This window comes from Rhodocyclaceae bacterium (genome assembly GCA_020248265.1).
GTDB lineage: Bacteria > Pseudomonadota > Gammaproteobacteria > Burkholderiales > CAIKXV01 > CAIKXV01.
The window spans coordinates 530,621-543,326 of record JADCHX010000004.1 but is presented as its reverse complement, the minus strand read 5'-3'; the positions used below and the strand labels follow the sequence as shown (position 1 = coordinate 543,326).

The following is a 12,706-nucleotide window of genomic DNA, read 5'->3' as shown; positions in this document are numbered from 1 at the left end:
GCTCATTCTCCTGGGTTACACTCCGCCCGCTTCGAGGAGCGCTGCAGCCGTCGCCCGCCGGAGGATCGTCCAGATCCCGATCGGCCACGATGGCCAGGCTCGAAGCGGTCTGATCTCTGCAACGGCGCTCGCAAACTTTTTTCTGAAAAGAAAGGGGGGCGCGAGATGAGCGCCGTACTGAAATCCGCCGTAACCGAAGACTTCAAGGTAGCAGACCTCAGCCTGGCCGAATGGGGCCGCAAGGAAATCGCGATCGCCGAGACCGAGATGCCCGGCCTGATGGCGATCCGTGAAGAGTTCAAGAGCCAGCAGCCGCTGCGCGGTGCACGCATCACCGGCTCGCTGCACATGACGATCCAGACCGCCGTGCTGATCCAGACCCTGGAAGCCCTCGGCGCGAAGATTCGCTGGGCGTCGTGCAACATCTATTCGACGCAGGACCATGCTGCCGCGGCGATTGCCGCCGCGGGTACGCCAGTGTTCGCCGTCAAGGGTGAGTCGCTGGCCGAGTACTGGGACTACACGCACCGGATCTTCGAGTGGGCCGATGGTGGCTACACGAACATGATCCTCGACGACGGCGGCGATGCCACGCTGCTGCTGCACCTGGGCACGACCGCCGAGACCGATCCGTCGGTGCTGGTGAACCCGACCAGCGAGGAAGAGACCTGCCTGTTCGCCTCGATCAAGGCGACGCTGGCGAAAGACCCCAAGTGGTATTCGACCCGCCTCAAGCACGTCAAGGGCGTGACCGAAGAGACCACCACCGGCGTGCACCGGCTGTACCAGATGCACAAGGAAGGCCGGCTGGCGTTCCCCGGCATCAACGTCAACGACTCGGTCACCAAGTCGAAGTTCGACAACCTGTACGGCTGCCGCGAGTCGCTGGTCGACGGCATCAAGCGCGCCACCGACGTGATGATCGCCGGCAAGGTTGCCGTGGTCGCGGGTTACGGCGACGTGGGCAAGGGCTCGGCCCAGGCCCTGCGCGCGCTGTCGGCCCAGGTGTGGGTCACCGAAGTCGACCCGATCTGCGCGCTGCAGGCGGCGATGGAAGGCTACCGCGTCGTGACCATGGACTACGCTGCCGACAAGGCCGACATCTTCGTCACCGCCACCGGCAACTTCCATGTGATCACCCATGACCACATGAAGCAGATGAAGGACCAGGCCATCGTCTGCAACATCGGCCACTTCGACAACGAGATCGACGTCGCGTCCGTCGAGCAGTACAAGTGGGAAGAGATCAAGCCGCAGGTCGACCACGTGATCTTCCCGGATGGAAAGCGGATCATCATGCTGGCCAAGGGCCGGCTGGTGAACCTCGGCTGCGGCACGGGCCACCCGTCGTACGTGATGAGTTCGTCGTTCGCCAACCAGACGATCGCCCAGATCGAGCTGTTCACACAGACCGACAAGTACCCGGTCGGCGTCTACGTGCTGCCCAAGCACCTCGACGAGAAGGTCGCGCGCCTGCAGCTGAAGAAGCTGAACGCGCAGTTGACGGAACTGACCGACACGCAGGCTCGCTACATCGGCGTGCAGAAGGAAGGCCCGTACAAGCAGGAGCAGTACCGCTACTGATCGCGGCTACCGCCCCGGCCTGCCGTGCCGGGGCGGTGATTACGCCATCCTGCGTGCTGGGCACCCGGACCGACGGATTCGCTGCGGCAGGCCACCACCCAGGCCGGTTGAAGGAACACACATGCAGACCCAGCGCGCATTCGACAGGACGTTCAGTTTCGAATTCTTCCCGCCGAAGACGCCGGAAGGCGTCGCGAAGCTGCGTGCGACGCGCGAACAGCTCGCCCAGCTCAAGCCGAAGTTCTTCTCGGTGACCTTCGGTGCCGGCGGCTCGACCCGCGACCGGACGCTGGAGACGGTGATCGAGATCCAGTCGTCGGGCAACGAGGCGGCTCCGCACCTGTCATGCATCGGATCGACGCGCGAAAACATCACCGCGATCCTCGAGCAATACAAGGCGAATGGCATCCGCCACATCGTCGCGCTGCGCGGTGACCTGCCGTCCGGTACCGTCGATGCAGGCGAATTCCGCTACGCGAACGAACTGGTCGCGTTCATCCGCCAGCAGACCGGCGACTGGTTCCACATAGAAGTGGCCGCCTATCCCGAGGTACATCCGCAGGCCCGCTCGCCGAAGGACGACCTCGCCAACTTCAAGCGCAAGGTCGACGCCGGCGCGAACTCGGCGATCACCCAGTACTTCTTCAACAACGACGCCTACTTCGACTTCGTCGACCGCTGCGAGGCCGCCGGCGTGACGATCCCGATCGTCCCGGGCATCATGCCGATCGGCAACTACACCCAGCTCGCCCGCTTCTCGGAGATGTGCGGTGCCGACATCCCGCGCTGGATGCGCCTGCGGCTGCAGGAGTTCGGTGACGACAAGGCGTCGATCCGTGCGTTCGGGCTGGACGTCATCACCGACATGTGCGACCGCCTGCTGCAGGCCGGCGCGCCGGGGCTGCATTTCTACTCCCTGAACCAGGCCGGACTCACGACCACCATCTGGCAGCGGCTCGGGCTGTAGCCCGGGCGCCGGTTCAGGCCGTCCGTTGCCTAAGCGGAGGCAGATCCTGTACGAGTGCCTGCTGGCGGCAGCAGCGTACCAGCGCATCGGCTGCCGCCAGTACCTCGTGTTCGCTGCGTCGTCCCATCCAGGCGAGTTGCACCCAGTTGCGCTCGCGCAGGTAGCGGCTCTCCCAGGCGATCGTGCTGCCCGCACGCTGCATGGCGGCGCCGACAGCGGCAGCATCGAGCCAGCCCGGCAGTTCGACGGTGACCAGGAATGGCGCAGCCGACTCGTCCGCCACCAGCACCCGCAAGCCACCCGCAGCCAGCCGCGACACCACCGCCCGATGCAGGGTGCCAGGGGCAGGCGGTGCCGGCGAAGGCGCGCTGCTGGATGCAGGCATCCAGCGGCACTGCTCGATCGCCCTGTCCAGCGCATCGAGGAGGTTGGACGACAGCGACCAGGCGATGCCATCCTGCTCCCGGTACCAGGCGAGGTCCAGGCAGCGCGGCATACCTGGCAGGCGCGCGGCAACCAGCGCATCGGCACGGTGGAATACCAGTGCCAACCCGGTCAGTGCGGCGAGACCCTTGCCGCTGACGCCGGAAGCCAGGCCGATTCCGCCGAGCGCTACCGGCAGGTTACCGATCGAACTCACGCAGTCGAGCACCGGCAGGCAACCGAGACGTTCGCACAGGGCGCGAAACCCATCGACGTCGTTGAGGCGGCCGGTCGAGGTTTCGCAGTGGACCATCCAGGCCCATGCCGGCCGTTGCCCAGCCAGCGACGCCGCGATCGCGGGAAAGTCGAAGGCCTGCCCCCAGTCGACCCGAACCACGTCGGCCGCCGCAGCAGCACCGGACACGTGTGCAGCGAGCCGCTCACCGAACTCGCCGTTCACCAGCACCAGTCCCCGGCCGGGACGCCGCGCGAGCTGGGCTGCGATCGCGTCGTTGGCCAGCGTACCGGTCCCGGCCAGCACCTGCACATCCTCCGCCCCAGTCGCCGCACACAGACGCTCGCGTATCCGGCGCAGCGTGGCCATCACCGTTCTGCCTCGGTGCGCGCGCGGATGGACGGCCGCGGCCTGCAGCACCGCGGGGACGACCCGGGGGAGTGATGGCGAGAAGGGCGCCGCGGCCAGCCCTTCCCCGGCTGGACGGGCGTGCGCCACCGAACGCAGACTGGTGTTCAGCGCCTCCCGCCGCAGCAGCATCGGCTGGTACTCCGCGTCGACGGAACCGACGCGCGGCCCGAACGGTTCGAAGCCGAGCTGCCGATAGAGCTTCAATTGCCGGGTCGTGCCCGATATGAGCAGCAGGTCGAGGCCGCGGCTGTGGGCCGTGCGCCACAGCTCGCGCATCAGGCCAGCGATCGCGCCACGATGCCGGTGGCGCGGCCGGATCGCGAGCAGGCGCACCTCCCCGGTGCACCGGTCCGGGGGCAGCCAGTCGTCGAGCGACGGCAGCTTCGCGTCCAGAGAGAACGGACGCCGATCGCGCAGCGCGACCATCGCAACCACTTCGTCGCCGCACTTGCCGACGACATACAGGTTCTCGGCATGGAAGCGATCGACCATGCGACCATCGGACCGCGCCGGATGCTGCGGGATCTCGAGGCAGAACGTGTCGTGGTTCAGACGATGGACCTGTTCGAACTCATCGTCGGTCGACGCAATGGAGAAACGAAGTCGGGACATGTCGGCGGCAGGCGCTTGCAGTGGAACCGCTGGCAGCATCGTCGCAGACGGTAGCGGCGTCAATCCATGCCTGCAGCGGTTCGCCGCACGATCCCGAGCGGATCGCCTGCCGATACCTGCTCAACGCACCATCGAGAATCGCACCGTCTCTTCGTTGTCCATCGACGAATGCCCGAACGAGATACGGCCGCGACCGCGCAGCATCACTTCCTCGCGCAACAGCACGATCTCGGGCTCGCCGTCGAAAGTGACGAAGGTGCCGTTGGTGCTCTGGTCGATCAGGAAGAACTTGTCCCGGCGCCGATCGATACGGGCGTGCTGCCGCGATGCCTGCGGGTCGGCCACCACGAGCTCGCACCGGGGATCGCGCCCGAGGATCACGCCGGGATGGTCGGGGTCGAGCACCAGCTCGAACTCGCCGCGCTCGAGCCGCAGGGACCTGGGGATGATCATCGAGATGCTCGCGATGTTCGGCTGCATTGTGATCGCCATGGTCAGGTCTTCGCCTGCCTGCCAGATCACCTCGAACACGGAGATCGCCTCGCCCTTGCCCTTGACCGCCAGCGCGGCGATCTCGCGGGTCGAGATGCGCAGAAGGTCGGGCAGGCGCGCAACCGTCGCGCCGGACGTCATGATCTGGTTGGCCTTGGCGAGGGCGGTCATGCGCGCAGCTACGTTGACCGTGTCGCCGAACAGGTCACCGTTCTCCTCGATCACCGGCCCGGCATGAAAGCCGACCCGGATTGCGCGCGAATGGGCGCCGGGCTGCATCTGCGAGTCGGGGACCGGCTGGGTAGCGAGTTCGCTCACCCGGATCTGCATCTCGGTCGCGGCAAGATAGGCGTACTCGGCGTCCGGGAACACGCACATGATCTCGTCGCCGACGATCTTCACCACGCGGCCCCGCGAGTCGACCGCCGCCTCGCGCATGCAGCGCAGGCAGGCGTCGATCAGCTTCTTCGCGGCCTGGTCACCGAAAAGCTCGTAGAGTCGCGTACTGCCCGCGACGTCGGCGAACAGGATCGCAACATCCAGCTGCCGCGGCGGGAGGCCAGGATCTCGGGTGGGGGTGGAATGGTCGTTCAAGTCGCTGCACGCATCCTCGGGCGGGGTGACCGACAGGCAACTGCCCCGGCAAGCCTGGATCGCCGGGGCGGAAAGGGCGATCGGCTACTTCCTGCCTAGAGTAGCGCCGACCGCGTCAGCCGGGTAGCCCGCCGACTGACAAAAGACGCACCCGGGATCGGGAAAGACGAAGGGCCCGCCATCAGCGAGCCCTCCGTGCAGCGTTGCCTGCGGTCAGGCTCAGGCGGCGCGCACGACTTTAGCGCGGTCCTTCTTCTGCTGGGCGATGCTGGCATGCAGCGTGGCGTACGCCGCATGGGCTGCGCCCTGCGCTTCACCGACATGGATCTTCGAACCCTGGTCGGACATGGCCTGGTCAAGCGCGGACAGGCAGAGCATCACGTTCTCGGTGCGGCAGGAGTAGCCCATCAGGCCGATGCGCCAGATCTTGCCGGCCAGCGGCCCGAGACCGGCACCGATCTCGAGGTTGTACTCGTTGAGCAGGGTGCGGCGGACCTTTGCCTCGTCGATGCCTTCCGGGCAGAGCACCGCGTTCATCTGCGGCAACTGGTACTCGGGCTTGACGAGGAACTTCAGGCCCATCGACTCGAGCCCCGCCTTGAGCGCCATGTGGTGGCGCGTCGCGCGCGCCCATGCGTTCTCCAGGCCCTCTTCACGGATGAGGACCAGCGCCTCGTGCAGCGCGAACAGGGCGTTGGTCGGGGCGGTGTGGTGGTAGGTACGCACCGGAGCCGTGCTGGTGCCGCCGCCACCGCCGTTCCAGTAGCTGTGCAGCAGGTTCATGTCCATGAACCAGCTGTGGATCTTGTCCTTGCGCTTCTTGACGTGCTCGACGACACGCTCGTTGAACGAAACCGGCGACAGGCCGGGGGTGCAGGACAGGCACTTCTGGCTGCCCGAGTAGATCGCGTCGATGCCCCACTCGTCCACCAGCACCGGCACGCCGGCCAGGGACGTCACCGCATCGACGATGGTCAGCGCGCCGTACTTGTGGGCGATCTCGACCAGCGTCTTCGCGTCGGAGCGCGCGCCGGTGGAAGTCTCGGCATGCACGAAAGCGACGACCTTCGTGTCGGGGTTGGCCTTAAGCGCATCCTCGAGTTTCTGCGGGTCGACCGGCTCGCCCCAGGCATCGTCGACGACGACCGGGATGCCGCCGCAGCGCTCGACGTTCTCGACCATCCGGCCGCCGAACACGCCATTGCGGCAGACGACGACCTTGTCGCCCGGGGCGACCATGTTCACGAAGCAGTATTCCATCCCGACCGAACCCGGGCCGGAGGCGGGGAAGGTCAGCGCGTTCTTCGTCTGGTAGACGTAGCGCAGCAGCGACTTCAGCTCTTCCATCATCTCGATGAACACCGGATCGAGGTAGCCGATCGCCGGCTGGCTCATCGTCGTCAGCACGCGCGGATGGATCTCGGTCGGGCCCGGTCCCATCAGCGTGCGCTGCGGCGGGTGGAAAGAGGTAATGCGCTTGGACGGCGCGTACTGGAGACTCATCGTGTCACTCCCTTGGAGGATGGACCCGAACGGCCCTTCGCCGTCGGGGCGAGATTTGAGCTTGATCGGCTTGCGGCTGCTCGCTTCAGCCACAACCTCGGAGGCGGTGATGCGACCGTCGGTCGCCAGTTCGATCTCGGTACCCCAGCGGGCAGGTACGTAGCCGACCTTGATCCAGTGGCTGACCACGGCACGGTCGAGCTGCAACCGGCGTGCCACCTCGGCCTGGCTGCCGAACAGTCCGACCAGGCGTGCGGCGCAGTTGTCTGCCGCGATGTCGGCAGAACCGTGGAGACGATCATTCATCATGCTGCGAAGCTTAGCTCGTCAAACTGAATTTGACAAGCTGCGAACTACCCGTGCGAACTACCCGCGCTCGCCGGCCTTGTCGGCTGCCGGCAGCAGCGGGATGGTGCCGGCGCGCACGGCCGTGCCTGCATCGATCGCCCGCTCCAGGTTCACGTCGACGTCGAAACCGATGTCCACGGCGGAGGCATCGTGCGGCATCGCGCCCGCTGCCACCGCCGCGAAGTCGAACAGCGCGCGGTCGAGCAGGTGCGACGGCACCACGTTCATCAGGCTGCGGAAGATGGTCTCGACCCGGCCGGGATTGCGCTTGTCCCATTCGCGCAGCATCGCCTTGACCTGCTTGCGCTGCAGCGTCTCCTGCGACCCGCACAGATCGCAGGGGATGATCGGGAACGCCCGCAGGCACGCATAGGCCTCGAGGTCGTCCTCTGCCGCGTAGGCGAGCGGCCGGATCACGACATGCCTGCCGTCATCGGACACGAGCTTCGGCGGCATCGATTTCAGCTTGCCGCCGAAGAACAGGTTCAGGAAGAAGGTCTCGAGGATGTCGTCTCGATGATGGCCAAGCGCGATCTTCGTCGCGCCGATCTCCGATGCCACGCGGTACAGCACGCCGCGACGCAGCCGAGAACAGAGCGAGCACATCGTCTTGCCCTCGGGGATCACCCGCTTGACGATCGAATAGGTGTCCTGCACTTCGATGCGGAACGGCACGCCGAGGGCCGTCAGGTAATCGGGCAGCACATGCTCCGGGAAGCCCGGGTGCCGCTGGTCGAGGTTGACCGCGACGATCTCGAAGTCGATCGGCGCGCGCTCGCGCAGCTTCATCAGGATATCGAGCAGCCCGTAGCTGTCCTTGCCGCCGGACAGACAGACCATCACCCGATCGCCGGCCTCGATCATTCCGAAGTCGCCGATCGCCTGCCCGGCGAGGCGGCACAGCCGCTTCTCCAGCTTGATGGCTTCTCGCCGCTGGCGCTCCAGCAGCTTCGGGTCAGGCGCGTTCATGGTCAGCCAGCAACCGGGCAGTACATGCCGGGCTGGCAGGCGATGCAGGAAGGGATGCCGGACGGCTTCATCGGTTCAGATGTGCACATTGCGGCCGCCGTCGACCGCGAGGATCTGGCCGGTGACGTACGGCGCATCCATGACCAGGAACTTCACCGCGCGCGCGATGTCTTCCGGCTCGCCGACGCGCTTGAGCAGGCTGGAACTGATGATGCGCTGGCGCGCCACCTCGTCCTGCCATTCGCCGTCTTCGGGCCACATGATCGCCCCCGGCGCGACCGCATTGACCCGAACTTCCGGGCCGAGTTCGCGCGCCAGCGACCGGGTCAGCGTGACCAGCCCGCCCTTGGCCGCGTTGTAGACCGGGTAGTTCTTCAGCGGCCGCTCGGCATGGATGTCGACGATATTGACGATCGCACCATGCGAGCGACGCAGGTGCGGCGCCGCTGCCTGCGACAGGAACAGCGGCGCCTTCAGGTTCGTGCCGATCAGGTCGTCCCATGCCCGCTCGGTGACCTCGCCGACCGGTGTGGCGTAGAAGCTGGACGCGTTGTTGATCAGCACGTCGAGCCGGCCGAACCGCTCGACGGTATCGTTCACCAGCGAGGGCAGGCTCGACGGCTTCAGGATGTCGGCGCGCGCGAGCGCGACCGAATCGGTACGGATCGCATTCAGCTCGTCCTGCAGCGCATGTGCTTCCTTCGAGGAGCTGCGATAGTGCACCATCAGGTCTGCACCCGCGGCATGCAGCGAACGGCAGATGGCGGCTCCCACCCGTTTGGCTCCACCCGTGATCAGCACGACCTGTCCCTGCACCGCTGTGCGCTCCCGTAGTCCGATCCACATCTTACCTCGCGTCCATGCAATCCACCCTGCGTCCGCTCGCAGCCCTGCCCGAACCGGCGCCCGAAGCCCTCGCCGCCAGCCGTGCGCTCGTCCGGCGGATCGCCGAGGCGATCACCGCCGCCGACGGAGCGATCGATTTTTCGCGATACATGGAACTGGCCCTGTACGAGCCGGACCTCGGCTACTACACCGGCGGCGCGCGCAAGTTCGGCGCGGACGGCGACTTCACAACCGCCCCGGAGCTGACGCCCCTGTTCGGCCACACGCTCGCGCGCACCCTGGCACCGGTGCTGCGGGACCCCGGCAGCGAACTGATCGAACTCGGCGCCGGCACCGGCCGCCTGGCCTGCGACCTGCTCGATGCGCTGCGCGAACTGGACGCCCTGCCCGCGCACTACTCGATCCTCGAACTGAGCGGCGAACTGCGCGCCCGGCAGCGCGAAGCCCTCGAAGCACGGCATCCGGCACTGCTGCCGCGCGTGCGCTGGCTCGACGCGCTTCCAGCGTCCGTACACGGCGCGATCGTCGCCAACGAAGTACTCGACGTGGTGCCGGTACGCCTCGTGCACTGGACGGCGGACGGCCCGCTGGAGCGCTGCGTCGCGCTGTCCCGGCAGGGCATCGACGGATCGGCTACCGCAGCGTCCGGCCCGTCCTTTGCCTGGGTCGACAGGCCGATCGCCGAGCGCAGCCTGTCGGCGGCGATCGAACGACTGCCGATACCCGCCGATACCGACGGTTACCTGTCCGAAGTGGCACCGGCGGCGACCGCGCTGGCGGCCTCGCTGATCGAGCGCCTGCAGCGCGGCGTGGCCCTGTTCATCGACTACGGGTTCGGCCGTGCCGAGTTCTACCACCCGCAGCGCCGTCAGGGCACGCTGATGTGCCACTATCGGCAGCATGCCCACACCGATCCGTTCTTCCTGCCCGGCCTGCAGGACATCACCGCCCATGTGGATTTCACCGCGATCGCCGAGGCCGCCGTCGGCGTCGGTGGCCGACTTGCCGGCTACACCACCCAGGCTCATTTCCTCCTGGATGCGGGCATCGGCGGGCTTCTTGGCCGCACACCGGCCGACCAGCCGGGCCGTTACCTGCCTCAGGCGGCCGCTGCGCAACGACTGCTTTCGCCGGCCGAGATGGGCGAGTTGTTCAAGGTGATGACGATCGCACGCGACTGCGATCTCGCGCTGCCCGGGCTCGGTGCACGCGACCTGTCGCGGCTGTTGTGAGGGGAGCGCGCCAATGAGCGTCGAAAGGCACGGGATCCGCCGGCTCGGCGCAGTGGCCGTGCTGCTGGTCGCGGCTGGCGCCGGGGCCGGCTGGATGCAGTGGCGCGGCCCGGCGGTCGAGCTGGCGACGGTGGAGGACGCAACGATCGTCCATGCGATCGTGGTCAGCGGCCGCGTGCAGGCACCGAACCGGATCGAGATCGGCTCGGTGATCACCGGCCGCGTGGTGAACGTCCGCGTCGTCGAAGGCGACACGGTCGCGGCAGGCCAGCCGCTGATCGAGCTCGACCCCCAGGAACTGCGAGCCGGCGTCGCGCAGGCGCAGGCGGCAGAGTCGACCGCGCGCACGCGTGTCGACAGCGTGGGTGAACTGACCCTGCCGCAGTCGGCCGATGCGCTGGCCCAGGCCGAGGCGCAGCTGCGCTTCGCGGAAGCCGACTTGCAGCGCCAGCGTGCGCTGCGCGACAAGGGTTTCATCAGCGATGCCCGCCTGGACGACGCCGACCGGCAGGTTGCCTTCGCACGCAACCAGCTGGAATCGGCACGCACGCAGCGGCGTGCCCAGGGCGCAGGCGGGGTCGCGGCACGCGACGCGGCGGTCCGGTTGCGCGAAGCGGTGGCGGCGCGTCAACTGGCGGAGGCGAAGCTGGCGCAGACCGTGATCCGGGCCTCGGTCCCGGGCACGGTGCTGGTACGCAGCGTGGAGCCGGGCGACATCGTCACGTCCTCGAAGCGGCTGCTGGTGGTCGCCTCGCGCGGCGAGACCCGGCTTACCGCGCAGATCGACGAGAAGAACCTGCCCTACCTGCGCGCAGGCAGCCGTGCGATCGCCTCCAGCGACGCATTCCCCGACGAGCGGTTTGGCGCCGAGCTGTATTACGTGAGTCCGGGTGTGGACACCTCCCGCGGCTCGGTCGAGGCGCGCTTCCGCGTCGCGTCACAGCCACCCTACCTGCGTGCCGACATGACGGTGTCGATCGACATCGAGGTCGCGCGAAAGGACAAGGCGCGCGTGATCCCTGCCGCAGCGGTGCGCGAAGCGGAAGGCCGTGCGACCGTCCAGCGGCTGGACCACGGGCGACTGGTCGCGGTGCCGGTGACCCTCGGCATCCGCGGCGGATCGAAGGTCGAGGTGCTGTCCGGGCTGGAAGCCGGCAACAGGGTGGTGCTCACCCGCGGCCTCGAAGACGGCTCGCGGGCGCGCGCCCGGTGACCCTTGCGCAGGACTGCCGGTGATGCGCTTCGAATGGATCGTCGCCTGGCGCTTCCTGCGCGAAGGCGGGCTGCAGACCGCGCTGATCGTGGTCGGCGCCGCACTGGGCATCTCGTTCATCGTGTTCATCACTGGCTTCCTCGGCGAACTGCAGCGCGACATCGTGCAGCGTACCCTGGGCGTGCAGCCACACCTGACGGTCAAGCCGGTCGAAGAAATCGCGCGGCCACTGCGCGCGGCGCGTTCGCCGGACGGATCGCCGGTCGTGCTGGCCGATGTCCAGCCGCGCGGGCAACGGCTGCGTTCGATCGATCAGTGGCAGGCCACGGTCGCACGCCTGCGCGAGAACGCCGACGTGCGTGCGATCTCGCCGCTTGCCGCCGGCCCGGGCCTGGTCACGCGCGGCGATTCGAACAAGTCCTTGAGCATCATCGGGATCGTGCCCGAGTACCATGCAGCCGTCACCCGCCTCGACCAGAAGCTCGTCGCGGGTACGCTCCGGGTCGATCCCGGCGACGTGCTGCTCGGGCGCGACCTGGCGGAAGACCTGGGGGTAGGCATCGGCGACACGGTAAGGCTGTCGACGCCGAGTTCCACCGGCGACACCTACCGGGTACGCGGCATCTTCGACCTCGGCGCGAAGAACCTGAACCAGCTCTACGCCTATGTCGGGCTGGCGACCGCGCAGGCCCTGCATGCCCTGCCCGGCGGCGTGACCAGCATCGATGTCACGGTGGATGACCTGTGGGAGGCTGAACGCGTCGCAGCCGACCTCTCTCGAGTCACCCCGCACCTGGTCGAAAGCTGGATCCGCACCAACCGACAGTTGATGGTCGCGCTGTCGAACCAGACGCTGATGACTCGGTTGATCCGCCTGTGCTTCGGGCTGGTGGTCGCGATCGGCGTGGCCAGCGTGCTGATGGTCGCCGTGGTGCAGAAGACACGCGAGATCGGCATCCTGCGGGCGATGGGCACGTCGCGCGGACGCGTGCTGCGGGTGTTCCTGCTGCAGGGCGCGATCATCGGGCTGATCGGGTCGTTGCTCGGCTGCGCGATGGGCTACGGCCTGGCCTCGTTCATGAGCGGCATCCTCACCTCGGCCGATGGCACCCGGCTGTTCAATGCCCATGTCGACATGCCCCTGTACCTGTACACCACCCTGGGCGCCATCCTGCTGGGCGTGGTCGCGGCGATGCTGCCCGCGCGGCGCGCCGCGCGCCTCGACCCTGCACAGGCGATACGGATGTGAGCACGCGACCGCCCGCTCCCGCCCTGCC

General features: G+C 67.6%; 10 protein-coding genes and 1 riboswitch. Of the genes, 5 read left to right on the top strand and 5 right to left on the bottom strand.

The window, feature by feature from the left end; all coding sequences use genetic code 11:
• Positions 1 to 27: 27 nt before the first annotated feature.
• Positions 28 to 137: riboswitch (S-adenosyl-L-homocysteine riboswitch) on the top strand.
• A gap of 28 nt (positions 138 to 165) precedes the next feature.
• Together ING98_06270 and metF are read left to right on the top strand one after the other, a co-directional pair.
• Positions 166 to 1,584 (top strand): adenosylhomocysteinase, encoded by a 1,419-nt coding sequence (locus ING98_06270; protein MCA3101458.1) that lies wholly within the window; start codon positions 166 to 168, stop codon positions 1,582 to 1,584.
• 121 nt (positions 1,585 to 1,705) lie between these two features.
• Complete coding sequence (gene metF / locus ING98_06265; GenBank protein MCA3101457.1) at positions 1,706 to 2,551, top strand: methylenetetrahydrofolate reductase [NAD(P)H]; 846 nt, start codon at positions 1,706 to 1,708, stop codon at positions 2,549 to 2,551.
• 13 nt (positions 2,552 to 2,564) lie between these two features.
• Here the strand turns inward: metF and ING98_06260 are convergent, their stop codons facing one another.
• The 5 genes from ING98_06260 to ING98_06240 all read right to left on the bottom strand — a co-directional run bounded on the left by ING98_06260 (position 2,565) and on the right by ING98_06240 (position 8,954).
• The gene (locus ING98_06260; protein MCA3101456.1) at positions 2,565 to 4,232 is read right to left on the bottom strand and encodes an aminotransferase class V-fold PLP-dependent enzyme; all 1,668 of its coding nucleotides are present in this window, start codon (positions 4,230 to 4,232) and stop codon (positions 2,565 to 2,567) included.
• A 120-nt stretch (positions 4,233 to 4,352) separates the two neighbouring features.
• Entirely contained in the window at positions 4,353 to 5,255 is a 903-nt protein-coding gene (locus ING98_06255; protein ID MCA3101455.1) for an adenylate/guanylate cyclase domain-containing protein, read from the bottom strand.
• 282 nt (positions 5,256 to 5,537) lie between these two features.
• On the bottom strand, positions 5,538 to 6,821 hold the full coding sequence (locus tag ING98_06250; protein ID MCA3101454.1) for an alanine--glyoxylate aminotransferase family protein: 1,284 nt from the start codon (positions 6,819 to 6,821) through the stop codon (positions 5,538 to 5,540).
• Positions 6,822 to 7,187: 366 nt separating this feature from the next.
• The gene (ttcA, locus tag ING98_06245; protein ID MCA3101453.1) at positions 7,188 to 8,138 is read right to left on the bottom strand and encodes a tRNA 2-thiocytidine(32) synthetase TtcA; all 951 of its coding nucleotides are present in this window, start codon (positions 8,136 to 8,138) and stop codon (positions 7,188 to 7,190) included.
• A 75-nt stretch (positions 8,139 to 8,213) separates the two neighbouring features.
• Entirely contained in the window at positions 8,214 to 8,954 is a 741-nt protein-coding gene (locus ING98_06240; GenBank protein MCA3101452.1) for a pteridine reductase, read from the bottom strand.
• Between the two features lie 44 nt (positions 8,955 to 8,998).
• Here ING98_06240 and ING98_06235 point away from each other — a divergent pair, with 44 nt between their 5' ends.
• Genes ING98_06235 through ING98_06225 form a run of 3 tightly spaced genes read left to right on the top strand, consistent with a single transcriptional unit; the run spans position 8,999 to position 12,678 of the window.
• The gene (locus ING98_06235) at positions 8,999 to 10,216 is read left to right on the top strand and encodes an SAM-dependent methyltransferase (protein MCA3101451.1); all 1,218 of its coding nucleotides are present in this window, start codon (positions 8,999 to 9,001) and stop codon (positions 10,214 to 10,216) included.
• A gap of 13 nt (positions 10,217 to 10,229) precedes the next feature.
• Complete coding sequence (locus ING98_06230) at positions 10,230 to 11,429, top strand: efflux RND transporter periplasmic adaptor subunit (protein ID MCA3101450.1); 1,200 nt, start codon at positions 10,230 to 10,232, stop codon at positions 11,427 to 11,429.
• A gap of 22 nt (positions 11,430 to 11,451) precedes the next feature.
• Positions 11,452 to 12,678, top strand: coding sequence for an ABC transporter permease (locus ING98_06225; GenBank protein ID MCA3101449.1), 1,227 nt, complete (start codon positions 11,452 to 11,454; stop codon positions 12,676 to 12,678).
• The last annotated feature ends 28 nt before the right edge of the window (positions 12,679 to 12,706 follow it).

Excerpts from the sequence above, each read along its gene's own strand:
- ING98_06270 (MCA3101458.1), top strand. The coding sequence starts at position 166 with ATGAGCGCCGTACTGAAATCCGCCGTAACCGAAGACTTCAAGGTAGCA.
- metF (MCA3101457.1), top strand. The coding sequence starts at position 1,706 with ATGCAGACCCAGCGCGCATTCGACAGGACGTTCAGTTTCGAATTCTTC.
- ING98_06260 (MCA3101456.1), bottom strand. The coding sequence starts at position 4,232 with ATGTCCCGACTTCGTTTCTCCATTGCGTCGACCGACGATGAGTTCGAA.
- ING98_06250 (MCA3101454.1), bottom strand. The coding sequence starts at position 6,821 with ATGAGTCTCCAGTACGCGCCGTCCAAGCGCATTACCTCTTTCCACCCG.
- ttcA (MCA3101453.1), bottom strand. The coding sequence starts at position 8,138 with ATGAACGCGCCTGACCCGAAGCTGCTGGAGCGCCAGCGGCGAGAAGCC.
- ING98_06235 (MCA3101451.1), top strand. The coding sequence starts at position 8,999 with ATGCAATCCACCCTGCGTCCGCTCGCAGCCCTGCCCGAACCGGCGCCC.
- ING98_06230 (MCA3101450.1), top strand. The coding sequence starts at position 10,230 with ATGAGCGTCGAAAGGCACGGGATCCGCCGGCTCGGCGCAGTGGCCGTG.
- ING98_06225 (MCA3101449.1), top strand. The coding sequence starts at position 11,452 with ATGCGCTTCGAATGGATCGTCGCCTGGCGCTTCCTGCGCGAAGGCGGG.